Origin of the sequence: Pseudoalteromonas sp. bablab_jr011, from assembly GCF_016464045.1 — a bacterium.
Taxonomy (GTDB): Bacteria; Pseudomonadota; Gammaproteobacteria; order Enterobacterales; family Alteromonadaceae; genus Pseudoalteromonas; species Pseudoalteromonas lipolytica.
Window position 1 is genome coordinate 1 of record NZ_JACDWU010000186.1, and the last position, 23,968, is coordinate 23,968.

Annotated in this window: 19 protein-coding genes; 8 read left to right on the forward strand and 11 right to left on the reverse strand. The window is 41.3% G+C overall.

Annotated elements, in window-relative coordinates; all coding sequences use genetic code 11:
* Nucleotides 1–54 precede the first annotated feature (54 nt).
* From JIG41_RS10530 to JIG41_RS10540, 3 genes are all read right to left on the reverse strand, one after another.
* Entirely contained in the window at nucleotides 55–732 is a 678-nt protein-coding gene (locus tag JIG41_RS10530) for a hypothetical protein (RefSeq protein WP_199524713.1), read from the reverse strand.
* Between the two features lie 369 nt (nucleotides 733–1,101).
* Nucleotides 1,102–2,190 (reverse strand): HNH endonuclease, encoded by a 1,089-nt coding sequence (locus JIG41_RS10535; protein WP_257473711.1) that lies wholly within the window; start codon nucleotides 2,188–2,190, stop codon nucleotides 1,102–1,104.
* A 313-nt stretch (nucleotides 2,191–2,503) separates the two neighbouring features.
* Nucleotides 2,504–3,100 (reverse strand): bifunctional 2-polyprenyl-6-hydroxyphenol methylase/3-demethylubiquinol 3-O-methyltransferase UbiG, encoded by a 597-nt coding sequence (locus JIG41_RS10540; RefSeq protein WP_199524714.1) that lies wholly within the window; start codon nucleotides 3,098–3,100, stop codon nucleotides 2,504–2,506.
* A gap of 387 nt (nucleotides 3,101–3,487) precedes the next feature.
* Between JIG41_RS10540 and JIG41_RS10545 the strand changes: the two genes are divergently transcribed.
* Nucleotides 3,488–4,633 (forward strand): porin, encoded by a 1,146-nt coding sequence (locus JIG41_RS10545; RefSeq protein WP_199524715.1) that lies wholly within the window; start codon nucleotides 3,488–3,490, stop codon nucleotides 4,631–4,633.
* 12 nt (nucleotides 4,634–4,645) lie between these two features.
* Nucleotides 4,646–5,053, forward strand: coding sequence for a phosphate ABC transporter substrate-binding protein (locus JIG41_RS10550; protein WP_065979240.1), 408 nt, complete (start codon nucleotides 4,646–4,648; stop codon nucleotides 5,051–5,053).
* Between the two features lie 75 nt (nucleotides 5,054–5,128).
* Here JIG41_RS10550 and JIG41_RS10555 read toward each other — a convergent pair whose 3' ends face one another.
* The 3 genes from JIG41_RS10555 to JIG41_RS10565 form a co-directional block, all read right to left on the reverse strand.
* Nucleotides 5,129–6,754, reverse strand: a complete 1,626-nt coding sequence (locus JIG41_RS10555; protein ID WP_036972510.1) for a methyl-accepting chemotaxis protein — start codon at nucleotides 6,752–6,754, stop codon at nucleotides 5,129–5,131.
* Between the two features lie 464 nt (nucleotides 6,755–7,218).
* Complete coding sequence (locus JIG41_RS10560; protein ID WP_036972511.1) at nucleotides 7,219–7,716, reverse strand: DUF417 family protein; 498 nt, start codon at nucleotides 7,714–7,716, stop codon at nucleotides 7,219–7,221.
* 66 nt (nucleotides 7,717–7,782) lie between these two features.
* Entirely contained in the window at nucleotides 7,783–8,340 is a 558-nt protein-coding gene (locus JIG41_RS10565; RefSeq protein WP_036972512.1) for a TetR/AcrR family transcriptional regulator, read from the reverse strand.
* A gap of 452 nt (nucleotides 8,341–8,792) precedes the next feature.
* Between JIG41_RS10565 and JIG41_RS10570 the strand changes: the two genes are divergently transcribed.
* The 4 genes from JIG41_RS10570 (at nucleotide 8,793) to JIG41_RS10585 (ending at nucleotide 15,070) form a co-directional block, all read left to right on the forward strand.
* Nucleotides 8,793–9,563, forward strand: a complete 771-nt coding sequence (locus tag JIG41_RS10570) for an EAL domain-containing protein (RefSeq protein WP_074988466.1) — start codon at nucleotides 8,793–8,795, stop codon at nucleotides 9,561–9,563.
* Between the two features lie 472 nt (nucleotides 9,564–10,035).
* Entirely contained in the window at nucleotides 10,036–11,634 is a 1,599-nt protein-coding gene (locus tag JIG41_RS10575; RefSeq protein WP_074988464.1) for an ABC-F family ATPase, read from the forward strand.
* A gap of 133 nt (nucleotides 11,635–11,767) precedes the next feature.
* Complete coding sequence (locus JIG41_RS10580; RefSeq protein WP_065979238.1) at nucleotides 11,768–13,687, forward strand: hypothetical protein; 1,920 nt, start codon at nucleotides 11,768–11,770, stop codon at nucleotides 13,685–13,687.
* A gap of 375 nt (nucleotides 13,688–14,062) precedes the next feature.
* Nucleotides 14,063–15,070, forward strand: a complete 1,008-nt coding sequence (locus tag JIG41_RS10585) for an alpha/beta fold hydrolase (RefSeq protein ID WP_065979237.1) — start codon at nucleotides 14,063–14,065, stop codon at nucleotides 15,068–15,070.
* A 110-nt stretch (nucleotides 15,071–15,180) separates the two neighbouring features.
* Here JIG41_RS10585 and katG read toward each other — a convergent pair whose 3' ends face one another.
* Nucleotides 15,181–17,358 (reverse strand): catalase/peroxidase HPI, encoded by a 2,178-nt coding sequence (katG, locus tag JIG41_RS10590; protein ID WP_065979236.1) that lies wholly within the window; start codon nucleotides 17,356–17,358, stop codon nucleotides 15,181–15,183.
* 262 nt (nucleotides 17,359–17,620) lie between these two features.
* Between katG and JIG41_RS10595 the strand changes: the two genes are divergently transcribed.
* Nucleotides 17,621–17,878: a hypothetical protein gene (locus tag JIG41_RS10595; RefSeq protein ID WP_199524716.1), complete on the forward strand. Its 258-nt coding sequence runs from the start codon at nucleotides 17,621–17,623 to the stop codon at nucleotides 17,876–17,878.
* A gap of 63 nt (nucleotides 17,879–17,941) precedes the next feature.
* Here the strand turns inward: JIG41_RS10595 and JIG41_RS10600 are convergent, their stop codons facing one another.
* A complete protein-coding gene (locus JIG41_RS10600) occupies nucleotides 17,942–19,315 on the reverse strand; it encodes a GAF domain-containing sensor histidine kinase (RefSeq protein WP_199524717.1) in 1,374 nt (457 codons plus the stop codon).
* Nucleotides 19,316–19,588: 273 nt separating this feature from the next.
* On the opposite strand from JIG41_RS10600, the gene JIG41_RS10605 reads away from it, so the two are divergent.
* Nucleotides 19,589–20,479, forward strand: a complete 891-nt coding sequence (locus tag JIG41_RS10605) for a TPR end-of-group domain-containing protein (protein WP_036972521.1) — start codon at nucleotides 19,589–19,591, stop codon at nucleotides 20,477–20,479.
* Between the two features lie 112 nt (nucleotides 20,480–20,591).
* Here the strand turns inward: JIG41_RS10605 and JIG41_RS10610 are convergent, their stop codons facing one another.
* The 3 genes from JIG41_RS10610 to JIG41_RS10620 all read right to left on the reverse strand — a co-directional run bounded on the left by JIG41_RS10610 (nucleotide 20,592) and on the right by JIG41_RS10620 (nucleotide 23,513).
* Nucleotides 20,592–21,410 (reverse strand): nuclear transport factor 2 family protein, encoded by an 819-nt coding sequence (locus JIG41_RS10610; RefSeq protein ID WP_199524718.1) that lies wholly within the window; start codon nucleotides 21,408–21,410, stop codon nucleotides 20,592–20,594.
* A gap of 71 nt (nucleotides 21,411–21,481) precedes the next feature.
* Nucleotides 21,482–22,222, reverse strand: coding sequence for a ferredoxin--NADP reductase (locus tag JIG41_RS10615; RefSeq protein WP_199524719.1), 741 nt, complete (start codon nucleotides 22,220–22,222; stop codon nucleotides 21,482–21,484).
* A gap of 400 nt (nucleotides 22,223–22,622) precedes the next feature.
* Complete coding sequence (locus JIG41_RS10620; RefSeq protein WP_199524720.1) at nucleotides 22,623–23,513, reverse strand: hypothetical protein; 891 nt, start codon at nucleotides 23,511–23,513, stop codon at nucleotides 22,623–22,625.
* Nucleotides 23,514–23,968 lie beyond the last annotated feature (455 nt).

Genomic DNA, 23,968 nt, shown 5'->3' on the forward strand with positions numbered 1-23,968 from the left:
AATGCGCGTGATTACAATCGCCAACTGGTTGAAGCGATGATCAAAGTGAAGGCGCTAAATAAGATCAACACCCTTGGTCTGCCTAAATATCAGTAAGTTAAGTGAGTTTATTAGAGAGCTGCATTTGATCAACAAGGCCTGGGGTGGTTCAACTTCATCGGCTGTATGGAAATAAGTGGTAGACGTCTTGAACGCTTTCTGTGAAAGCGCTTCAAAATCGGTAAAACATTTTGTAATATTACCACGATACTTAATGTCTACAAGTTGAACATTATCACCCCAGTTACTGTTTAATAAACCCTGCTCATCAATAAGTTTATGAATACTTATTTCTGTTTTAAGCTTTTTTTTCGCAGTTGCCGTATCGCCTTGTTTTTTACTTTTAAAGTTGAAGTATTTAAATATGTCGGTATCTGGCAGTATACCTTTCTTTCTATATAAAATTGTTGCGATTGCTTCTACATGATCTTTAAATTTATTTTCGCCTTTATGTTTAACTTGGTGAAGAGACAAATAATCGTCACCTCTTTTAATGGCAAAATCTTCAATCCATTCATACTCAATATGGTGTTCATCTAAGAAAGTATCGAAAGAAGGTAAACCAAATCCTGCTCGAGCTTCTTTAATAATATTTGCTAAACAAACATAGAGGCCTACTTTTCCTTGGTAATTATAGCCATTCCAAGAGGGTGTAGCATCGTGCAAAATGCTTTTAGATGATGCATTAGTCATATTAAAGTTACTCTCTTATACAAACTAGATATAGTCAAAATATTTACCTATGAACACCAATCTACCAGCACACTCCAATTCCCCGTGATCACACCTGAAACTAAGTTAATGATGAGTAATTTACAGCATGGATGCTGTACAAAGCGTAGTTTGGCCATGGATGGCCTATCTACGCTGATTACGTTCACATCATTAACGTAAGTTGAAGATCAAGTGTGATCCTCGGGTGCGCCGAGAGAGTCCAGAGAGAGGTCGGCGGCAGCCTCTCTTTGGTTGCCATCGCCAACGCGATAAAACCTCAAATAGAGGTTTTTAATCCCTTAAAAGTCCTGCACGCAAACTCTAGGTCTGTACGTTAAACGTCACTATCTACACGTTATAACTTGGCTTATCTTCCGCCACTAAACCAAGCTCATTATTTTGCTGTTGATAAACAGCACTTTCTGCAAACTCAAAACTGTTTATGCCTACCCACAATTTAGCGCTGTTTGCCTGTGCAACCTGATACGCCCAGTCGCTCACTGAGCGTGATTTCTCGGCATCACAATTAAAGTAATCGCTCAACTCACGAGTTATATGCTGGTTATATATAACGAGGTTTTGTTCTTCCCAGCGCTCGCGGTGCTCTTGCGCAGCTAAAAAATCGCGTTTGCTGTTATTGCATTTACTATGAGCTGCCACAAAGTTATGGCCTAAATCGTTGGCGTAACGCGTAAACGGAATAAAGTGATCAACCTCGGTTTTGCTGTTTAATGCCTTTTGACAATAAAAGCAGTGACCGCGTTGTAGCTCTATTAATACAGGTTTTGCTTTATTGAGTGCATTGCGATCAAAGCCAAATAAAAAGTCATGAAGTTGACTTTGTGGGCCGATTAGCGCTTGGTTGTATTTAATACTTTGAATTTTTTGTAGCCATGCATTTTTAGCTAAGTACACAACTAAGTCGTAAAAGCGTCTAAAGCAACTGGCAATACCTGCATTTAAGGTAATGTATTGCTGCCCTTTAACATGAGGATATAAGAAACACTCTTCCTTGCCATTTAGCTTTTGTAATAACCATAACGGTCCATCTTTAATGGTTTGTAACGTTGTTCTGCGTATGTTTTTCCAATCACTGCACTTTTTTAATTGGCTAACTGAATTAATGTTATTTAATTTTGCATCGTGTAGTGTGGTGATGATTTTGGCTTGTTTTTTGGAATTGGTATTTTGTAAAAGCAGCTGGTCTCTATTGTTACCAATGGCACCAAAAGGAGATGCTTGATGCCAATACAACGCAATAAACTTTTCGACTAATTCGTCAAACGTTATTTGTAATTGCGCATTCGGATCTATTTGCTGTTTTTCAATGCTGATATCAGCAAGCGCATGCAACAAGGCAAACTTGTAAGTGGCACTAAAGTCCCCTTCCACCAGCATGCGTTGAATATAAGCGATAAAGTCGAGCTGTTGCTGCATAGCCATATCCAAACTATGCCTTTAATGAAGGCTTTGATAAAACGCTGAGGGCTTCTTTTAAGCGCATAAGCTAAATCCTGTTACTGCGGCTTAAAATGAGTAAACCGCTCCATGGTTATTTATTAATACTAAATAACGAGCCGTTAAGCTGCTATTAAGTTTAAAAACAATCTAGCACGAATAGCCATGATAAATATAGGGTTTATCGATGAATAAAGTGGTTGCTCTAAATTAACATGTGAGGGATTCGTTTAAAAATGCGGCATAACGAGGTATGCCGCGCTGTCGTTTTATAATTTATAAGACTAAAGACTTACTTTGGCGTTCGTCTATGCAAAATGGCGTTTAGCCATATTTCGTTGGCGCGCTCTGGGCGCTGGTCGGCGCTTTGCCACGACTTTAAAATAAACAGGTTGGTGTTTTTAATAATGCTTTCGAGGCCAACTTCGTTTAAGTCGGTAAATTCGCGGCCGTTGTGTTCTCGCTCGCCGTCGCCGTATTTAAACGATACATACACAATACCTTGAGGTTTAAGTGCGCGGGCTAGGTTATTAAAGGCGTCGGTTAAGTCGTTTTTTGCGACATGAATTAAACTTGCGCAGCACCAAATGCCGTCGTATTTTTCAACGTCATTTAGGTCTTGAAAACTGCTTACTGCCACCTCTTGGTTTAAGTATTCTGAGGCTAGCTTGGCTATTTCGGGGCTTATATCAAACGCATCAACGCTAAAGCCGCGCTCTTTAAAAATAAAGGCGTCGCGGCCAGAGCCACACCCAGCATCTAACACGGTGCCATTTTTTGGCAGCAGCGGTAAAAACTCATCGTAAAGCTGAGTTAAATCTACATCGAGCGTGGCATCGACAAATGCTTGTGCGTTTTGGTTGTAGTAATCGATTGTTTTGGTTGCCATTTTACGTCCTTTATCGTGGCAGTAATGCTTAAGTTAAAAATAGCATTAAAGCGAGATATCGGTAAATAAAATGAATGAAGAAAGTTCAATTAGGCCAAACCAGTTAAACAAAGCGAAGCATGAAACCGTTATTGTATTTTTACTGCTAATCGCCCCAAAAGTGTTAATTAATTTAAACACGCGAAGTATTCCCCCTGCCTACCTCACGACTAATTTAACACTTTAGCAGGTAAAAGCTGCGCCATTGCACGCGTTATGTTTGATATATAACAGGTTATTTGTTGCAAAAGTCACAATTTAATAGGGCTTTTGTCGCCCATTTCTAAACATACGACTATAATGTTAAATGAAATCAACATTCTTAATACTAAATACTAGGGATACACAATGAAAAAACTTCCTATCGCATTGGCGCTATGTGCTGCTTTCGTGTCTGCAAACACGCTTGCAGAAGTTCGCATAAATGGCTTTGCTTCAATTGTGGGGGGTAAAACTCTCGACGACGACACAACTTTATACGGCTACGATAACGATATCTCTTTTAAGAATGAGAGCATGTTTGCTTTGCAGCTTTCAGCTGATTTACAAGAGAAATTAAGCGCGACAGCACAAATTGTTGCCCGTGGCGATAACGACTTTGACGCTGAGTTTGAGTGGGCTTATTTAACCTACGAGTTTACCGACGAGCTGCAACTAAGCGCAGGTAAAATGCGTGCGCCGTTTTACCGCTACTCAGACTTTTTAGATGTGGGTTACACGTACCGCTGGGTTCGTCCACCGCAATCAGTGTATAACTTACCGTTTTCGACCTATGAGGGTTTAAGCTTATTGCACAATACCCAATTAGGCGATTGGGACTCTACCTTGCAAGTTATTTACGGCAGTTTCGATGGTGATATTGCGGTTGTATCTGTTAATGGCGACACTGAGTTAAACGACATTGCGGGTATTAACTGGACTCTAGCCTACGACTGGTTTAGCGCTCGCGCTACCTACTTTGTTGCCGAAACAACCATTGATATTGCAAACGATACCGACGCAGGTATTGCACTTAATGGCTTAGAGCAAGCATTACGTGGTGCAGGCTTTGTTGATCAAGCCAATGATATTGCTGCAAATGAAGATGATGGCTCATTCTTTGCGATTGGTTTTTCGATTGATTACAACAACATTTTATTTGACGCTGAGTACACTGAGTTTGAAGTAGAAAACAGTGCGCTGGCTAAACAAACACAATATTACACGTCGGTTGGTTATCGAATGAATGAGTGGACCGTTCACTTAACTTACGAAAACAACGACGACAAACACGATAGTAATCGCTATAACGCGTTACCTGCTGTACCGGCATTAAACGCGGGTATTAACCAGGTATTAGAGGGCGTTAAAGCAAAAAGTAACGTTTACACCATTGGTACTCGTTATGACTTCCACCCGTCTGCCGCTTTAAAAGTTGACTTTAGTCGCTTTAAAGATGACATCACTGATACAGAAACTGATGTCGTTGCTGTTGCTGTTGATTTAGTTTTTTAATTGGAGTTCATAATGAAAAAATTACTATTAGCTACAGCGGTAACGCTTTTATCGAGCACCGCTTTTGCAGACGTTGCCGTGATTGTTAATCCGGCCAATGGCAATGCAATTGATGAAGGCACCATTAAAAAGATCTACCTTGGTAAAGCAAAGTCGTTCGACGATGGCACTAAAGTAAACCCTGTAAACCAAGATGGTAACAGCGTGAGCGATGAGTTTAACGACAAGGTGGTAGGTAAGTCGAGCAGCCAGCTTAATGCGTATTGGTCTAAGCTGGTTTTTACCGGTAAGGGCACGCCTCCTGAAAAGCTGGCGAATGATCAAGCCGTTATTGACTTTGTTGCCTCTAATAACGATGCGATTGGCTATATTGATGCTGCGAAAGTGACCGACAAAGTAAAAGTTATTGCAACGTTTTAATCGGTATTTGTTTACGTAGTAAAAAGCCACTTCAATATGAAGTGGCTTTTTTAATTTTAGCGTGTCGTTTTTAGCTTATTCAACTTTAAATTTTGCTGTGGCGTCTAACAGTGAGTCAGACAGGTAATGTAAGTTTTTAGCAACATCGCGTACTGCCGAAAGCGAGTCCATGGTCTCTTCGAACGACATGTGCATGTTAGACACATTTTCTACAACCATGCTGGCAACAGAGGTTTGCTCTTCGGTTGCGGCGGCAATTTGCGAGTTCATGCCGTTAATTTCTAAAATTTGCTCAGAGATTTTCTCAATCGATAGGCCTGTATTCTCTGCGGCTTCGGCGTTGTTCATTGCCATGTCGCGCGCTGAGTTCATTGCATTTACCGATTCACTGGCTGCGGTGGTAAGTGTTGAAAGCAGCTCTCTGATTTCATTTGTCGATTGCGATGTACGTGAAGCCAGTTCTCTTACTTCGTCGGCTACCACGGCAAAACCTCGACCTTGCTCACCAGCTCGCGCGGCTTCAATTGCAGCATTCAGCGCTAATAAGTTAGTTTGCTCTGCAATTGAAGTAATCACGTTCAAAATTTGCGTTACGTTTTTAGTGTCGCTTGCCAATTGGTTGATTGTTGAAGCGGCTTGGTTTATTTCGTCGCTTAAGGTGCGTGACTCTATCACTGAGCGCTGAATTTGCGTGCGGCTTTGCTCTACTTCGCGCTCTGCTGTTTGCGCTGCTTCAGATGCACTTGCAGCAGAATGAGAGATGTCGGCCACGCTTTGGCGCATTTCTTCCATTGATTGCTTCACTATTTCTGCATCGGTCGTTTGTTTGGTTGTGGCTTTTTCGGCGCGTTCCATACCTTGTACTAATCGGGTTGAGTTTTCCATTAGTGGCTCGCACACTGCAATTACTTCAAGTACTGCGGCCTTTAATAGCTTTATAAAGGCATTAAAGTTAATGGATACATGACCAATTTCGTCTTTAGCATGCACAGCCAGCTGCGTGCTTAAAGAGCCTTTGCCATCTGCAAGTAAGCGTAAGTTGTCGGCAGCCGCACTTGCAGACGAGCCAATACCACGGGCAATCCAAATTGAGGTAATCACCAATAAAACTAACGATATAATCGACACAACGAGCATTAAATGCAATGCGTTGTCAGAACGCGCTTTAGTGGCTTGTACTAATTCAAAAAAGCGGTCATCAGCGCGCGCCTGAGCCCCTTTAAAACCGGTGAGTACGGCTTCATATAGCTTTGTTTTTTGCTGTGCCTGCTGCTGAATTTTACTAAAGTCGGCTGTACCGTCGATCATGGAGCTGGCAATAGCAGAAGAGGTTTTTGCGTATTGCTGTAGTTTTTCTTTTGTTTCTGCGTTCACATAGCTGTTATTGATAGCAATAATATTTTGCAGGTTTTCGTTAATTACTTTGTACGTTTGTGCTGCGCTATCTACTAAGTCTGACTCGCCAAAGGTGACCGCTTGTGTGTATAGCTCATCGAGCTTTTCGAGTAAGGCCACATTTGCCGAGGTGAGTTTAACGACTTGATAAGACGACTTTTCTAGCTCATCAAGTGAGCCTCTATTATCGCTCATCGCGATATAGTTGGTTAGCACAATAATGACAAATGCAATGACTGCAATGCATGTTATGGCATGAATTTTTTTTGTAATACTTAGATTTTTAAATGAAATACCTGCAGACATTGAATCCACCTTTGCTGTCTTGTTACCTAGTATTATCGCCTGTTTTCCCTAAAGTATTAATTATATTTCAATTTTCAGACTTTATTCGTATAAATAAAGTGTAGTATCATCATGATATAGGCTTAACTTGTGTGATTTTTCTAGTATAGCAGTTATCTAAATTGACACGCTTTTTGGTGTCAGTATTTTTAGATGTAATTCATTTATTTTCGCTAAGTTAGCAGATTATTTCGAACAGAAAACCGGTGTTAATTTTGGGGGAAAGGTTACATTTAGGGCAACATCACTAGGCCATGTTTATAAGGCATGCCCCTACTTTATACCCGCAATCTAAACTTAAGGCTTGTAAAGTATGTTTGCTGGCTGTTTTTTCGCTGCACACCTTACGTGTTAAGCAACTAACTAGCATAATAATCACGTTAAAACGAAAAAAGGCCCTTTCGGACCTTTATGTTACACGGGCATTACTGGGCGTTTTGCTTTGCAACTAACGCTTTTAAGCTGTTACCAGCAACAAACAACGACGCTGCAAACAACCCTATATCTTTTAGTAAAAACTCACCCACAAAGCTCAATACAGGAAAACCGGCATCGCTCGTAATACCTGATAAAAACACCATCATGCTAATGGTTACTGTAAATAACGCCATGGATAACAGCCCACCAAGCACCGATAAAGCGGGGTTAATAAAGCGTGCGAAAAATAATAAGCCGATGATAATTTCAAGCGAGCCTAAAAAGTTTACCAGGCCTTGCTTTGAGAAAAGGGCATACATCCACGAAACCAGTGGGTTATTAGCTATCATGCCGTACATGCCCTCAGCCTGCCCCGCAGAAAACTTAATACCACCAAACCAAATATAGATGATACCGAGTGTAATGTAGATAAGCGGCACACCTGCTTTTTCTAGCTTTTCACCAAGGGCGTTAAACGTTGTTAATTGTGTATTCGTAAAAGCCATGACAGCTCTCCTTTATTTAACCTACTAGTAGGTAGGTTTGCTAGGTAAAATTTTTTGAGTGCTGAACTAGGCCAGCATCTCAATCCATGCATCACACGTTTGATTAAACAAACCAGCATGATGCTCACTTCGGTTTAGCATAAGTGCGCCTTTTATTGCGCAACATATAATGACCGCTTGCTGATAAGCAGTAGATTTAAAATTAAACTCACCGTTATCAAGTCCGACTTGCAAAATATCACTGAGTATATTTAGCTCAAGATCAGCCATTTTTAATACCTGCTTTTGCAGCGGTTCGGCCATGAGTCGCAAGTCGGTTTGCATGGCGTAAATACCACACATTTGCCCATCGTTCGCACAACTTTGAAACACAGCAAAATAACCTTGTAAACGTGCTTTGGCTGATGGCAGCGTTTTTAAGTGTGATTCTAGCTGCTTTAGCTGCTCGCATTTTAACTGACAAAACGCAATGCCCAAATCGGCTTTGGTTGCAAAATGATGGTGGATACTCGCTTTGCGAATATCGAGCTCTTTAGCAAGGTCTGCATAGCTAAAACCATGGAAACCATTGCTTTGAATAAGCGCATCGGCGTGTTGCAGTATGTTTGTATATGTCGTGTTCATGTTGGGGATATTACCTACCAGTAGGTAGGCTTGCAAGTTGTTTTTTAATCAATGCGTAAAATAAATCATGCCTGAGCATAAAAAATACGGTGCGTTTGAGGCTAAAAGCCGCGTTATTTCTGGCATGAGCACAGCGAGCAAGCTATTTTTAAAAACGACTTTTTTAAGCTGCATGACGTTTTAAGTGCACTGTTAAAGGTTCACTGTGAGAAACATTTTTTAATCGATTGATCTGTTATCAGCAGCTTTATTATCAATTGTTCTTTTGTCAGTTTTTTATTGTCAGTGTGTTCTGCTAGTTAAAGGCTTGTAGCAATGTACTTAAGCGAGCAGCACCACACAGAACTAAAAGATTACAACAACCTATGTAAAACAATACAGACGAGAACATTGCACATTTACGAATTTACTAGCACTATTATATAAGAGAGTACTTAATAAATAGGTAAAAAATGCGCACTAACCAAACTAATTGCCAGCAAGTAAGCTGTAAACAGTGTGAAGACAACTTAGAACTAGGCTTTGACTTCACCATGGCTTTTCAACCTATTATTGACTGCTCCGCAAAGAATATTTTTGGTTACGAAGCCTTAGTGAGAGGCCCTAATAATGAGTCGGCTTATTCTGTTATTTCTCAGGTTAATGACGATAACCGTTACACATTTGATCAACTGTGCCGTGTTAAAGCCATTTCTCTTGCTGCAAAGCTAGCGTTACCGTCTATTTTAAGTATTAACTTTTTACCTAATGCGATTTATCAACCAGAGCGTTGTATTAAAACGACGCTAGCAGCCGCCCAAAAATACAACTTTCCTGTTAAGCAAATAATGTTCGAGTTTACCGAAGTTGAACAAGTCGAAGACACCGCTCATATAAAACGCGTTATTGAATATTATCAATCACTTGGATTTATTACTGCGACCGACGATTTTGGCTCTGGTTACTCAGGGTTAAATTTATTGGCCGATTTCCAAAGTAATATTATTAAGCTTGATATGGAGTTAGTTCGCGATATTCACCTTGATAAAGCACGCCAAACAATTGTTAGCCACTGTATTGCAATGTTCGAAGAGCTTAATATAACGCCTCTTGCCGAGGGCATTGAATGTATTGAAGAATACCAATGGCTGCGCAGTGCTGGCGTCAGTTTAATGCAAGGGTATTTATTTGCTCGCCCAGGATTTGAATGCCTACCCGAGGTCGATTTTAGTTTGTTGAATTAACATAAGCTACGAAATTCGAGCTAAGAGCTGCGAGTTACGAGGAGCGAGGTACGAAGTGCTAAGTGCTAGCTACGAAATGCGAGTTACGAAGTGCGAGCTGCTAAAAGCGTAATGCGAGTTACGAAGTGCGAGTTACGAAGTGCGAGTTACGAGGTGCGGGCTGCGAAATGCGAGCTAAGAGCTACGAGATGCGAGGTGCGGACTAAATACGCGATGTAGAGCCATTGCTACCGATTGAACTTTTCGCACGAAATAAATTTCACGCCTACACTGTTTAAACTGTGTAGGGTGCAAATAGGGCAATAAAGTCTGTTTTATTAGCTCTAATCTTTCCTCGTTAGTATTCATATAAATTTAATAGCCTTCCGGTGGGTGGATCTGTATAATCCGCGGCCTATTATTTACCCTATTGCTTGTTTATTTTCGCAGTTTTGCACCATAACCCTGTCAGTATTTTTCTAGGAATAATTCGTTGATCTCAACCGCAAATATCACCATGCAATTTGGCGCAGAGCCGTTGTTCGAAAACATTTCAGCCAAGTTTGGTAACGGTAACCGCTATGGTTTAATTGGCGCAAATGGTTGCGGCAAGTCAACCTTTATGAAAATTTTAAGTGGTGCACTTACCCCTTCTTCAGGCAATGTGTCGATTACGCCAGGCTTAAAAGTCGGTACGCTAAGCCAAGACCAATTTGCGTTTGAGCAATACACAGTGGTTGATGCGGTAATAATGGGCGATACAGAGCTTTGGAAAGTAAAGCAAGAGCGTGACCGCATTTACTCATTACCAGAAATGAGCGAAGAAGACGGCATGAAGGTCGCAGAGCTTGAAAGTATCTTTGCCGAAATGGATGGTTACACGGCAGAAAGCCGCGCTGAAGAAATTTTAATTCAAGCTGGTATTGAACAAGCGTTTCATTACGGGTTAATGGCCAATGTAGCACCGGGTTGGAAACTGCGAGTGTTATTAGCACAAGCGCTGTTTGCTAATCCTGATATTTTGCTTCTTGATGAGCCAACCAATAACTTAGACATTTACACCATTAACTGGTTAGCCAATGAGCTTAACCAACGTAAGTGTACGATGATTATTATTTCGCACGACCGTCACTTTTTAAACTCGGTTTGTACGCACATGGCCGACATTGATTATGGCGAACTGCGCATTTACCCGGGTAACTACGAAAAGTTTATTGAGGCATCTAGCCTTCAACGCGAACAATTACTGGCCGAAAATGCGAAGAAAAGCGCTGAAATCGATGAGCTTCAAGACTTTGTAAACCGCTTTGGCGCTAACGCCTCTAAAGCAAAGCAAGCGAGTTCGCGTGCTAAACGTATGGATAAAATTAAGCTAGATGAAGTTAAATCATCAAGCCGTATGAGCCCGTCATTGTACTTTGACGAAGGCAAAAAAATGTACCGCCAAGCACTTGAACTCACTAAGTTAGGCCATGGCTTTGACGGCGAAACCTTATTCAGCGGCGGCGACTTATTACTTGAAGCGGGTGCAAAACTGGCTGTTATTGGTGAAAACGGCGTGGGTAAAACGACGTTTTTACGCTGCTTAGTGAACGAACTTCAAAGTAACGAAGGGGTTGTTAAATGGTCAGAAAATGCAAGCGTTGGTTACTGCCCACAAGACAGCACTAAAGACTTTGATAACGACTTAACCCTATTCGACTGGATGTCGCAGTGGCGCACAGCCAAGCATAACGATTTAATGGTGCGTGGCATGCTAGGGCGTTTGTTATTTACCGCAGACGATGCCAACAAAAAGGCGCGCAACTGCTCTGGTGGTGAGAAAAACCGTTTGTTATTTGGTAAATTAATGATGCAAGACATTAATGTACTCGTAATGGATGAACCCACTAACCACATGGATATGGAAGCCATCGAAGCGCTTAACAATGCGTTAAAAGATTACGAAGGCACGCTAATTTTTGTGAGCCACGACCGTGAGTTTGTTTCGTCATTGGCAACCCGCATTATCGATATTAAGGACAAACAGATCATCGATTTTCAGGGCACATTTGACGAATATATGGACCATGTTGCACAACAAGAGTCATAACCCCTTTTTATACAGGTGAGCTATTTAGCTCACCTTTTTGTTTACGTTCAGTTACATAATACCTTTGACCTACTTACCCACTTTAGGTAATTTACATCTCCCTTACAAAACATAACAAATTTTTAGGATGTAAATGAAAAAGTTCCTTGGCGTATCGGCACTGACGCTTGCGCTCACGGCCTGTGGCGGCTCATCAACAGATAAAAAACCAGATGATAAAGTAGTACAAAATACCGCACCTACATTGTCTGGCTCATTAACAATAAATACAAAAGCACTTGAGCCTGCAACCTTAGTGGTTGATGTAAAAGATGAGCAAAACGATACAATCACTGCAACAATCATTGATAAGCCAGAATGGCTGAACCTCTCTAGCAAAAATAACCAAGTCACCTTTCAAATTGAACCTAGTTTGTTCGATATTGCGAACCATACATTTACGGTCGAGGTGTCGGATGGCAAAGCGACTAATCAGTATACGCTCATTGTGAATGTCGCTGAAAATCGCGAAGCATGGCAATCTATAACGTTAAGCGATGACGATATAATCGGTAATTGGCACACTAAGGATGCGAGCATTCAACTCATTTTTGCCTCGAAAGATAGCGGCGTTCTATCACACAATGGTGAGCTAAGTGCTTTTAAATGGTCAAATCCTGACGTGGTAGCGTTAAAAACACACACTATTGACTGTGTTTTGGACTGTTCTCAAAAAGCATTGATTGAAATTGATGTTTTGGCTAAGCGTGATGATGCACTGCGTGTTGAGTTTTTTAATGTATCTGAAGACAAAGGCGACGTAGTTACATTGTATAAAACACAGCCTGAATTACGCTCACACTATTATGTTGATACCCGTGTGAGTACATTTCACACTGTAAATCATTTGAATACAGAAGCAGAAGAAAGCTACTTTGAGTTTGTGTTAGCCAGCTCAGTGCCGACTCCCTCAGGAAAAACACTATTCCAACCTTATGCCGACTTTTCGGCGATGCTTAATGGCACACAACTTACAATTACTAGCGACACGCTTGTTAATACGTATAACACGTCGCAATTACACAAAGATGGCTACGAGTTTAATGTTGCATTTGACTTAAACTTAATAGATGCAGAAATTATTGCGCAATTTGATGACTTTTTGGTTGTAAAAGTAAGCCACAATTTAACTTATCACGATGAAATAACCCCAAGCCAAATTGCTGAGTCAGCAGAGCTTGTTGCCGCAATGCAAACGCAAACATCGATCGGCACATTTCGCCGTATTACGCCAACCGCAGTACCCAACCTTGAAATTGGCACACGTTATACAGGCCGTTTAGATAATAAGATTGCAGACACTGGCGAGGGTTTAACATTACGCTATGTGCCTACACACTTTGCTATAACAGCTGCTAACCAAGCGACCGTCACGTTTAACACACCAAAAAACGACGATTCATTTAAGTGGCATTACACCTTAGATAATAATGGCGAAACCATAAAGTTAACAGGCAATGGCTCAGATACATCATTGCAATTTTTTACAATGCACACAGGTAAAATGCTTTATGCGCTTGAACGTAATAAAGAAGAGCGCCAAGCACGCCTAGCCTACGAGCTATTAGAAGTCATAGACGAAACCAATATCACATTAGCTGATTACAAAGAGGTATTCAGCTACTTACGCCAAGACTTTATCATCGGAAATAATAAAGTATTTTGGTTTATTAACGACGATGGAAAGGGCAGCTACTATTTCAACTCTAGTTTTGGGGAGACAGACGCTGCTTATTTCACACCAAACGCATACTGGCAACTCGAAAGCGACAATAGCATTACGTTTGCATTAATGTCTTTGTGTCCAAACGCTGATGAGTTTGTAAGCTGTAAAAACGAAATATTAGCCAATGAAACTGGCAGTTATTTGTCATTAGCTAACTTTAAAATGCTTTATAAAGACGGTGATAAATACATTTTCGACCGCTTAATATGGCAACGTTTATATGATTACAGCGATCAAGTTTATAAAGAAAACGTATATCAGCATAGTTATTGGATGGGTAAGCAATAAGCAAACAGTTTTTTGTTTTTAACCTGCGCGCGTCAATTGTTTCATGATGTGGTTACACACTATGGCGCGATGGCGCGCGAAATAAATTTCACGCCTACAAGTACGGGTTTCGAGGTGCGAGGTGCGAGTTTCGAGCTACGAGCTACGAGCTACGAGCTACGAGGTGCGAGGTGCGAGGTGCGAGCTACGAGAGGCGAGAGGCGAGATGCGAGATGAGAGCTTAGCGCTGAATACGCATTATAAAATCGTAAAAAAGCGCGCGAGATAAGTTTCATGGCTGCATTGCGCGGTATTTTTTCGTGGCATTTATATTATAAATTTAAAGCAGGGATGATACGCTGGAGACACTTTTTTAAAAAATGGTGGGAAAGGATAATGGTATTATTACGCGTAATATTAATCTCAGCAGTAGCACTGTTTAACGTAAGTTCGGTGCTAGCAAATAATGAAAAACTCAGTTACGACGCTGAGTTGAGTACGTACTCGTACGACTACCCTGTTAAGTTTTTTAACCTGTCTTCTCAACAATCTTCTTTAAAAATGGCTTACTCGTATTTAAAACCTAAGGGTGATAAGCCTACCGTTGTGCTTATGCATGGTAAAAACTTTAATGGTCATTACTGGACATCGACAGCAAAGTATTTAAATGAAGCGGGCTATGGTGTTTTAATCCCCGATCAAATTGGTTTCGGTAAGTCATCAAAGCCTAAAGATTATCAGTTTTCGTTCCCTGCCCTTGCCAATAATACGCATCAATTAATAACGTCGTTAGGTATAAAACGCCCAATTGTTTTGGGGCACTCTATGGGTGGAATGCTGGCAAGCCGCTATGCATTAATGTTTCCTGAGCAAGTGCGAAAACTTATTTTATTGAACCCGATTGGGCTTGAAAACTACCTTAGCTATGTTCAATACAAAGACACTGATTTTTTCTATGATCTTGAGCTTGGTAAAACACCCGAGAAGATCATTGCCTATCAAAAACAAAACTATTATGACGGGAAATGGAATCAAGACTATGAGCAACTTACGCACTTTTTGAGTGGCCAAATTCAGGGGCCTGATCATGAGTTAATGGCATGGGTTAATGCTAAAACCTATGACATGATTTTTACTCAGCCGGTTATTACTGAGTTCGACCAATTTAAAATGCCTGTTGCTTTAATTCTTGGTACTCGCGATAGAACAGGTCCTGGCCGTAACTGGAAAAAGCCGGGTGTAGAATACCAACTTGGTCGCTATGACGAGCTGGGTAAAACGGCCGCTAATCTCATTCCTACTGCGCACTTAATTGAACTAAAAGACATTGGTCACTTGCCTCATATTGAAAATTTTGAGCTATTTAAAAAGGCGATGAATAAAGCGTTAGCCTTTAAAGAATAACGCTCATAATGTGCGTATTTTTGATATGCAAGCGATGCTTACGCTTTAATAATATTGCTATAAAAAAGGCCACAGCAATGCTGTAGCCTTTTGATATTTATCAACTTAAATTAAAGATCAAAACGGTCAGCGTTCATTACTTTCACCCATGCGTCGACAAAGTCGTGTACAAAACGTGCTTTGTTATCGTCTTGTGCATAAAACTCGGCGTATGCGCGTAAGATTGAGTTTGAACCAAACACTAAATCAACCCGTGTTGCAGTCCATTTAGTAACGCCTGTGCTGCGCTCAACTATGTCGTAATAACCTTTGCCTATTGGTTTCCACGTGAAGGCCATGTCGGTTAGGTTTACGAAAAAGTCGGTGCTGAGTGTGCCTACGTTATCGGTGAATACACCGTGCAAAGTCCCATCATAATTAGTGCCAAGTACACGCATACCACCCACAAGTGCTGTCATTTCTGGTGCCGTTAAGCCCATTAATTGCGTGCGCTCTAACATGAGCTCTTCTGCTGATACTGCATACTCTTCTTTAAGCCAGTTACGGAAACCATCGTGTATTGGCTCAAGCACGTCGAACGACTCGGCGTCGGTCATGTCGTCAGTTGCATCACCTCGTCCTGGTGCAAATGGTACGGTTACATCGACCCCTGCAGCTTTTGCTGCTTGTTCTATTGCTGCACTGCCACCTAGCACGATTAAATCGGCAAGGCTTACTGGCTTGCTTAAATCTGCTTGAACCGACTCGAGCGCGCTAAGTACGTTGGCTAAACGTTTTGGCTCGTTGCCTTGCCAATCTTTTTGCGGTGCTAGGCGAATACGTGCTCCGTTTGCGCCACCTCGGTGATCTGAACAACGGTAGGTGCGGGCACTATCCCACGCGGTAGTAATAAGATCGGCTTGGCTTACGCCACAATTCAGTAACTTGGTTTTAAGCTCGCTAATTTCGCTGTCTGTTAGCGTGTAATCGACCGCTGGGATCGGATCTTGCCAGATCAGATCTTCATTCGGTACATCGGCCCCTAAATAACGAGACTTTGGTCCTAAATCACGGTGCGTTAACTTAAACCATGCACGCGCAAACACATCGCTGAAGTATTCAAAGTCGTCGTTAAAACGCTCGATGATCTTGCGATACGTTGGGTCCATTTTCATCGCCATATCGGCGTCGGTCATAATTGGGTTTAAACGAATAGAGGGATCTTCAACATCAACCGGTTTGTCTTCTTCTTTAATGTTAATAGGTTCCCACTGCCACGCACCTGCTGGGCTCTTTTTAAGTTCCCAGTCGTAGTTAAGTAGTAAATAACAATACCCGTTATCCCACTTAGTTGGGTGCGTTGTCCATGCGCCTTCGATACCCGATGTCATGGTATCGCGGCCAATGCCACGCGAGGTATGGTTGTTCCACCCTAAGCCTTGTTCATATACATCAGCGGCTTCTGGCTCTGGGCCTACATTTGCTTCGCTGCCATTACCATGCGTTTTACCCACCGTGTGACCACCGACGGTAAGCGCTGCGGTTTCTTCGTCGTTCATTGCCATACGAGCGAATGTTTCGCGCACTTGCTCTGCCGTTTTAAGTGGATCGGGGTTACCGTTTACACCCTCTGGGTTTACGTAAATTAAGCCCATTTGTACCGCAGCCAATGGGTTTTCCATGGTGTTTGGTTTTTCTACATTGCTGTAACGTTCATCACTCGGAGCGAGCCATTCTTTTTCGGCTCCCCAGTAGATGTCTTTCTCTGGATGCCAAATATCTTCGCGGCCGCCCGCAAAACCAAAGGTTTTTAAGCCCATTGATTCGTACGCCATGTTACCAGCTAGAATCATTAAATCGGCCCAAGATAATTTGTTACCGTATTTTTTCTTAATAGGCCAAAGTAAGCGGCGTGCTTTGTCTAGGTTGGCGTTATCGGGCCACGAATTTAAAGGTGCAAAACGTTGGTTACCTGTGCCACCGCCACCACGACCATCTTCTAAACGATACGAACCAGCAGAGTGCCATGCCATGCGGATCATTAAGCCACCATAATGGCCCCAATCAGCTGGCCACCACGGTTGGCTTTCGGTCATGAGGTTTTTTAAATCGGTTTTTACAGCTTCAAGGTCGAGAGATTTAAATGCTTCGGCATAATTAAAGTCTTTGCCGTATGGGCTTGTTTTGCTGTCGTGTTGATGAAGAATGTCGAAGTTTAGCGCGTTAGGCCACCAATTTGTGTTTGATTGAGCGGTGACCGTGTTACTACCATGCATTACCGGGCATTGACCCGTTTTTCCATTACTCATTTTTTGCTCCTTATAAGCTAAAATGTGACGAAATATTTTAAATCTCAATTAAATGCAGTTTCGCCATAAAAGGGATTTTCTGTTAGTTATGAATCACTAATCAGTTAGAAGTTCCCGTTATTTAGAACTATAGGAGTTGTATGAAAATAATGCCAGACCCCAAACGCGACTTTAAATCGATTGCTCTGATAGAAAAATCTGATTTGTGTTAACAGCGAAAGTCGACCATTTTATAAGGGTATTAATTAACAGTGAGTCCCATATGAAAACCATTAATCCTGATGTTGCTAAACAATTAAGTATTAACTTTTTCATCGCCAATTTGCCACTATGGGTATTAACGGGGATCATCGCTGCCTCTATCGCTGGACTGGCTTTTAGAAGCCCATTGCTATTTTGGCTCGTGCTTATTGTTACGCCATTCAGTATTAATTATTTATATTCAAAAAGACGTATCAAACAATTTTGTAAAGACAACCGCTGCGATGATGTGTCGTGTCTTGGTAAACACACTGATTAAATTTTAATTTTATTACCCTGTCACCAGATTATTTTCACTCCATTTAGTCTATTTTTTAGTTAGTTAGGCTATTTTCATCGGTAATTTAAAGGTTACAGCAACACCTTGGTCTAGCTCGCTCGCTATACTCACCTCGCCTTGCAATGCTTGGGTTGCAAGGTTATAAACAATTGACATACCAAGCCCACTGCCTCCTGTACCACGTTTGGTGGTGAAAAAGGGTTCAAACACTTTATGTATTACCTCTGCGCTCATGCCGTGACCGTTATCTTTATAGCACAGTGTGTATGTGTCGTTTTCGTGGTTAACGGTCACTACTATATCAATGTGATTTTGCTGACGGCCCGTAAACCCATGCACACAACTATTATTCACCAAGTTTAATATTATTTGACTTAAAGCCCCGGGCACGGTGATCAGATTAAGATCATCGTCGCACTTTATGGTCACTGTAACGTTATAACCGCGGGTCAGCGGCATTAAACTGTGCACTATGTTTTCGAGGTAATGCTTAATGTTTGTTTCAAGTAAGTTAAGTGAAGACTGATCAACGGCGGTCTGTTTAAAGTCACTAATCAGCTTTGCAGCGCGCTCAAGGTTAGTGAAAGATATTTTAAAGCATTCATTTAAATGGTTCATACCATCAATAAGCGCAGCCTTTGTTAAGGTGTTTGACTGGACAAGCTTATCGAGTTCGGTGAGTTTATCTTTTGCAGAGCTATTTGCTGTGACGGCGATGCCGATAGGCGTATTAACCTCATGCGCAATGCCGGCAACAAGATTACCTAGCGATGCCATTTTTTCGGATTCTATGAGTTTTTCTTGGGTGTCTGTAAGCTCTGTTAAGGTTTTTTCGAGTGTACGAGTTCGTTCTGCAACCCGTTGCTCTAATAGTTGATTTGAGCGCTCTAGTTCAGCGTTGATGCGTTCATTTTCTTGCGCCGATAGCGCACGCCCATATAAATCGGCTAATGCCCCGATAAATGAACACTCATCTTCTGTCCATTGGCGTTGTCCGCCAATGTGTTCACAGCAAAAAATACCTATCATTTTGCCTTTATAACGAATGGGAGCGTCAAGCATCGCACCAATATTGAGGGGAGCAAGGTAACTTTCGCTAAATTCCGATGTTGCAGGGTCTGTGTGAGCATCAACAGCGGTAATCGTGCGCTGGGTATCGAGGGCTTTAAAATAAGCAGGATAAGCATCACGAGGCAATACGATCATTTGGATCTCTTTGCCGTTTTCTCTGTCGAGTAGCAAACGACATTCAATCGCGGTGTTTTCTTTATTTAGTAACCATATTCCTGCCCGACCAATTTCAAGGCCATCAAGTACAGCATTTAGAATTAAGCGTTCAGCTAATTCAACATTACCACTATCAAGATCCGAAGACATTGATACGCCGTAAAGCAGTTGGACTAGTTGTTGGCGCATTACACTCACCTTTTAGTTGCAGGACACCTTAAGTCTAGACGAACATAGAAAATCTGAGATATCAAAAATTACTTTTTAGAAACTCTTTTAGTATTAAGTAGTTGTTCAGATTAAAGTGGCTATATTGTACCTAACTCCTGTTGATACCCCCTACAACGTTATGTTGTTTAAGCAGTTTGACCAGCTCTATTTTGAGCTGGTTTTTTTTTGCCTAGTCCACACAGGCCTCGCATGTTAAAGTTACTTTAGAATTCACTAAACAATGAATATGTCATGCGTTATACCTTAATTTTATTCACCTTTTTAATGAGCTTTAGTCACTTTGCCAAGGCTCAAACAGCACAAGAAAACAGCCCTGCCTTAACCGAAGCAGAGCAACAACAGGCACTCGATAAACTGCAAGAGCCTATGTATAAGCCTTTGTTAGAGCGCTATATTCTTGATGAGCTTAAAGCGGTACGCCAAGATCAACAAAAGCTGCGTGAAGATGTAACAAAACAAGTTACTCATACCCAGTTAGATACTGCCGACCGTGCATTAACTTATACCACCGACACCATTAACAATGTGTTTTTCATTATTACTATTACGGCATCTATTTTAGTTTTAGTTGGTTGGAACTCATTACGTGATGTAAAAAATAAAGTAGAAGACATTGTAAATACGCGAGTGAGTGCAATTACTAAAGAATACGAAGAACGCTTAAAAGTACTAGAAGAAAAGCTACGAGAGCGCTCTGAAGAAATTTTAACGAACCAGAAAAAAATCTCGATCACCAACGAAGTACACTCTTTGTGGATGCGTGCGAATTTAGAAAGTGATGTAGCTAACAAGATTGAAATTTTTGATGAGATTTTAAAACGTAAACCTGAAGATGTAGAAGCAATCGCGTATAAAGCCGATGCACTATTAGAAATTAATCAAACAGGTGAAGCGATTGAATTGTGTAATCAAGCACTCGAAATGGACAGTGATTATGGGTATGCCTATTGGCAACGTGCCTGTGCTTACGCGCTGTTACACAAACATGCTGATGCGATGGCTGATATTCGTATGGCCCTTGAGTACTCGCCAAACTTGCGTAATGAGTTATTACACGAAAGTGCATTTGCAAGCTTACACGATAACGAAAGCTTTAATTCGTTATTAAATGAAACGGCTTAAGCAGGTTCGAGCAGCTAGGTTCGAGGTTCGAGCAGCGCGATTCACTTTTATACTAAATAAATTTTACGCCTACCATTCAACAAAAAAGAGCAGCTCAGCTGCTCTTTTTTACTTAACGGAAGAATAACACCTTGGTTATTTTGCCATTCTCAATTTGGTAACTGGTCACAAACTCAGAACGTTTATCCACTACATTGGGGTCTTGTGAGCAAGTTTCTGATAACTCGTGATCAATAACAATGTTGCCAAGCACAATGCGTTTTATAGGCGATGACTTAATACACTTCAATTTTTTAAACATAATGCCGTAACGCGCAATCAGTTTTTCCTTGCCTGTGAACATTAACTCATTAGGAAACGCATAAAACTCAACATTCTCATCGTACATTTTAATAAATGCTTCAATATTACGCGCATTATAAGCCGCTATCACTTGCTCAATAACCGCCATAGACTCGCGAGATTGACGCGCTTTCTCTTGCTGTTTAGCCGTTAACGCTTCTTTAGCTTGGTTAACTGCTTTTTCGGCCTCTGCGACAGCTTCTTGCTTTGCTTGTGCTGCTTTTGGTTTTTCTGCTGGTACTGGCGTTTGTGTACCAAGCACTTTGCTGTCATCAACCTGAGCTGCTGCTTTTTGTTCTTCAGCAACGACTTTAGGTTGCGCTGTTTCTGTTGTTACAGGCTCTTGCGGGTTATTAACGGCTTGCTCTGTTGTCGTTTGTTGGTCTGTCTTTAAGGCGCGGGTGTCTGTGTGGGTTGCTGTTGTGTTGCCTTCAATAAATTCTAAGGCTGGCACTGATTTTTCTGTTTTTTGCTCGCTTTTCGTTTCTTGTTCAGCTTTTGTTTGTGGCTCGGCTTTTTGGGCAGTTTCGTCACTTGCAATAGACTGCCATGTGAATAATAAACTAATTGCAAAAAATAACGGTTTCATACTTTTCCTAAATGCATCATTCCTGATTTGAGGCGCTAAAGTAGCAAATTCTCGCTGTTAGGCATAGTCTTTTACCAATACTGCTCAACGGTTATCTGCCCAGGCTCGCGGCGACGGTTGCGACTAAAGCCAAGCTCTAACAAAATTGCCGTGGTGTCTTTTACCATTTCGGGGTTACCGCAAATCATAAATTGAGCCGTGTCTGGATTAACGTGTTTGCCAGTGACCTCAAATAAACGATGATCTTTTATAACGTCAGTGATCCGGCCATTAAACCCGACTGATGCTGACTCTCTGCTGACTACGGGCGAATAGTGAAGATTAGGGTTTTGCTTTTGCAAAGCGGCAATACGCTGTTGATAGCTTAGGTCTTCGTTTAAACGCACACCATGCACTAAATGCACGTGCTCAAACTTTTGCCACACATCGCCTTGCTCTAAAATTGAAATAAATGGCCCAAGCGCGGTGCGCGTACTAAGCATATACAGTTGCTCGCTACTTGGTACTTCGTCCAGTGTAAAAAAGCCCGTAGCGCGGCGTTCAATGGTCACCGAATCCCCCGGTTTTAATTGCGCTAACTGCTGAGACAGTTGACCGTCTTCAACATTTATTAAATAAAACTCAAGATCAGGGTTGTCTGGTGCATTCACATACGAATAAGCGCGTGCTACCCGTTTATCACCCACTTGCATCGCTAATTTAGTAAACTGGCCCGCTGTAAATGGCTCGACATCTGCATTTACAATTAAGCTAAATAGCGTATCAGTCCACCACTTAACCTCTTTAACATTCGCCTCAATCCAATTAGACATACGCACCCTCAAGTTATGTTCCTTTATTAAAGGTGGCAAGAATTAGACTGAGTGTCAATTATCAACGCACTAATCCTTTTCGTATTTTACCTATTTTTGAACCGTGGCCAAAAAGCTTTTTTCTATTGTCATTGTAGCTGTAGGTAGGGTATTACGTGGCTATGCTCTTACTGGAAAGTCGTCGTTTGCCAATACTAGTTATAACGCTCATATACGCCACCTAGGGTTTTTATGAATCTACCAAATTCAACTTCATTTAAATAGATTGGCTTTCGCTCATTCCCTCTTGACGTAACAGGATACAAAGCACCCGCGAGATCTAATCTAAGTGGCCTAGTCATCCTTGCACCTATCAATTTTGGTAAATTTAAATTAATAACCAACGATTGAGCTGATTAATTTACTTTTTTCTACTATTTCGAAGCAGCTCCCCTAACTCCTCAGCAGAATATTTATACCCCTTCTTCTTTTTATAAGAAACCACCTCAAGATTCGGAAACTCCATAAAGTTTTCTACATCTTTATCGAGAATTTTTGTTTGCTGTCCAAGAACAATTTTCTTCAACGTGGCTTTGGGTAGACATCGCAATGACCTCAACTCTTTGTTCTCAAAAAATAGCTCTTCTAAATTTGATATTTTTTTTAGAACAGATTCATACTCGATTGAATTACAGCTTTCAATTTGTAAACATTTTAAGTTCTTGCATAATTCCAACTCTGAAACATCCTGTAATTCTCTCATATTCCATAGGCTAAGCTCACGTAAATTAGTGAACCGCTTGAGTCCATGCAAACTAGTTAAAGAGCCCGTAAGACCAAGTGTACTCAGATTACTGGCTGTCTCCGCGCAAAAATCTAATAGCTGTCCTGAAAACTTTGACAAACTAAGGCTTCTTAGCTTTAAGCGTGACGAAATAATTCCCTTGGAGGTAGCGCACCAATCTATTTCACAATGGGAAAGTGCTTTCAATTTCGAAAAGTCGATACTTCCTTTTATTCTTCCCTTTATCGATAATGAATCGATAGAACTCAACATGCTGACCCAAGATACATTTTGAGCTTCAGAGCATTGAAGTTTCACTTCTCCACGAATGCATTCGAGAGGAAGCTTAACCATCTCTTCAAAATTACCATAGTAAAGCCAAAGACAATCATATTCATTTTTAAGAATCTTTTCGATTGCAGGCTTTGTCAGTCCATTTCTGAGAATTAGCTTTCTCTTTCCGTTAGAAAGGACTTCAGAATAAACATCATTAGAAATCATATTTTTCTCATCTATCATTTGGGACATATCATAAATTTATCCATTAAATCTTTGAGATATTTTCTCTTATCTTTGGTTACATTTACCTAGTTTCGCTTGTTCGCTGAGCCACCACTTTGACCCTTCTTTCACCCCGGCCCAAACCGCCCTATGCTCTGGTCGTAATAACGCGCACGCAGCACGCAGGTAGTACTGGTCTAGGTCGCCATCAAACTGCTCACCGGTGAATAAAAAGTTATTCTCCGTGGTGCCCGTTTTATTGAGTAGCTCACCAAAGGCGGCATAGGTATAGCTGTCGCTATGTGTGCCTTAGTCGTCGCTCAGTAAACGCGTTGAGCCAAGGCCATCGTATTAGGTGATAAGAGTGGGTGATGAGATGGACGCTCCCCTAAACGGCGTCAATGCGCCAAACTGGTTAACTCACACTCAGTTAAAAGGGAACGTCCGTCATGAAAATTAGCACATTATCAATTGATTTGGCA

What these genes read in the sequence shown, in the direction of transcription:
- JIG41_RS10530 (WP_199524713.1), bottom strand. Translation starts at nt 732, where the DNA reads ATGACTAATGCATCATCTAAAAGCATTTTGCACGATGCTACACCCTCT.
- JIG41_RS10535 (WP_257473711.1), bottom strand. Translation starts at nt 2,190, where the DNA reads ATGCAGCAACAGCTCGACTTTATCGCTTATATTCAACGCATGCTGGTG.
- JIG41_RS10540 (WP_199524714.1), bottom strand. Translation starts at nt 3,100, where the DNA reads ATGGCAACCAAAACAATCGATTACTACAACCAAAACGCACAAGCATTT.
- JIG41_RS10545 (WP_199524715.1), top strand. Translation starts at nt 3,488, where the DNA reads ATGAAAAAACTTCCTATCGCATTGGCGCTATGTGCTGCTTTCGTGTCT.
- JIG41_RS10550 (WP_065979240.1), top strand. Translation starts at nt 4,646, where the DNA reads ATGAAAAAATTACTATTAGCTACAGCGGTAACGCTTTTATCGAGCACC.
- JIG41_RS10555 (WP_036972510.1), bottom strand. Translation starts at nt 6,754, where the DNA reads ATGTCTGCAGGTATTTCATTTAAAAATCTAAGTATTACAAAAAAAATT.
- JIG41_RS10560 (WP_036972511.1), bottom strand. Translation starts at nt 7,716, where the DNA reads ATGGCTTTTACGAATACACAATTAACAACGTTTAACGCCCTTGGTGAA.
- JIG41_RS10565 (WP_036972512.1), bottom strand. Translation starts at nt 8,340, where the DNA reads ATGAACACGACATATACAAACATACTGCAACACGCCGATGCGCTTATT.
- JIG41_RS10570 (WP_074988466.1), top strand. Translation starts at nt 8,793, where the DNA reads ATGCGCACTAACCAAACTAATTGCCAGCAAGTAAGCTGTAAACAGTGT.
- JIG41_RS10580 (WP_065979238.1), top strand. Translation starts at nt 11,768, where the DNA reads ATGAAAAAGTTCCTTGGCGTATCGGCACTGACGCTTGCGCTCACGGCC.
- JIG41_RS10585 (WP_065979237.1), top strand. Translation starts at nt 14,063, where the DNA reads ATGGTATTATTACGCGTAATATTAATCTCAGCAGTAGCACTGTTTAAC.
- katG (WP_065979236.1), bottom strand. Translation starts at nt 17,358, where the DNA reads ATGAGTAATGGAAAAACGGGTCAATGCCCGGTAATGCATGGTAGTAAC.
- JIG41_RS10595 (WP_199524716.1), top strand. Translation starts at nt 17,621, where the DNA reads ATGAAAACCATTAATCCTGATGTTGCTAAACAATTAAGTATTAACTTT.
- JIG41_RS10600 (WP_199524717.1), bottom strand. Translation starts at nt 19,315, where the DNA reads ATGCGCCAACAACTAGTCCAACTGCTTTACGGCGTATCAATGTCTTCG.
- JIG41_RS10605 (WP_036972521.1), top strand. Translation starts at nt 19,589, where the DNA reads ATGCGTTATACCTTAATTTTATTCACCTTTTTAATGAGCTTTAGTCAC.
- JIG41_RS10610 (WP_199524718.1), bottom strand. Translation starts at nt 21,410, where the DNA reads ATGAAACCGTTATTTTTTGCAATTAGTTTATTATTCACATGGCAGTCT.
- JIG41_RS10615 (WP_199524719.1), bottom strand. Translation starts at nt 22,222, where the DNA reads ATGTCTAATTGGATTGAGGCGAATGTTAAAGAGGTTAAGTGGTGGACT.
- JIG41_RS10620 (WP_199524720.1), bottom strand. Translation starts at nt 23,513, where the DNA reads ATGTCCCAAATGATAGATGAGAAAAATATGATTTCTAATGATGTTTAT.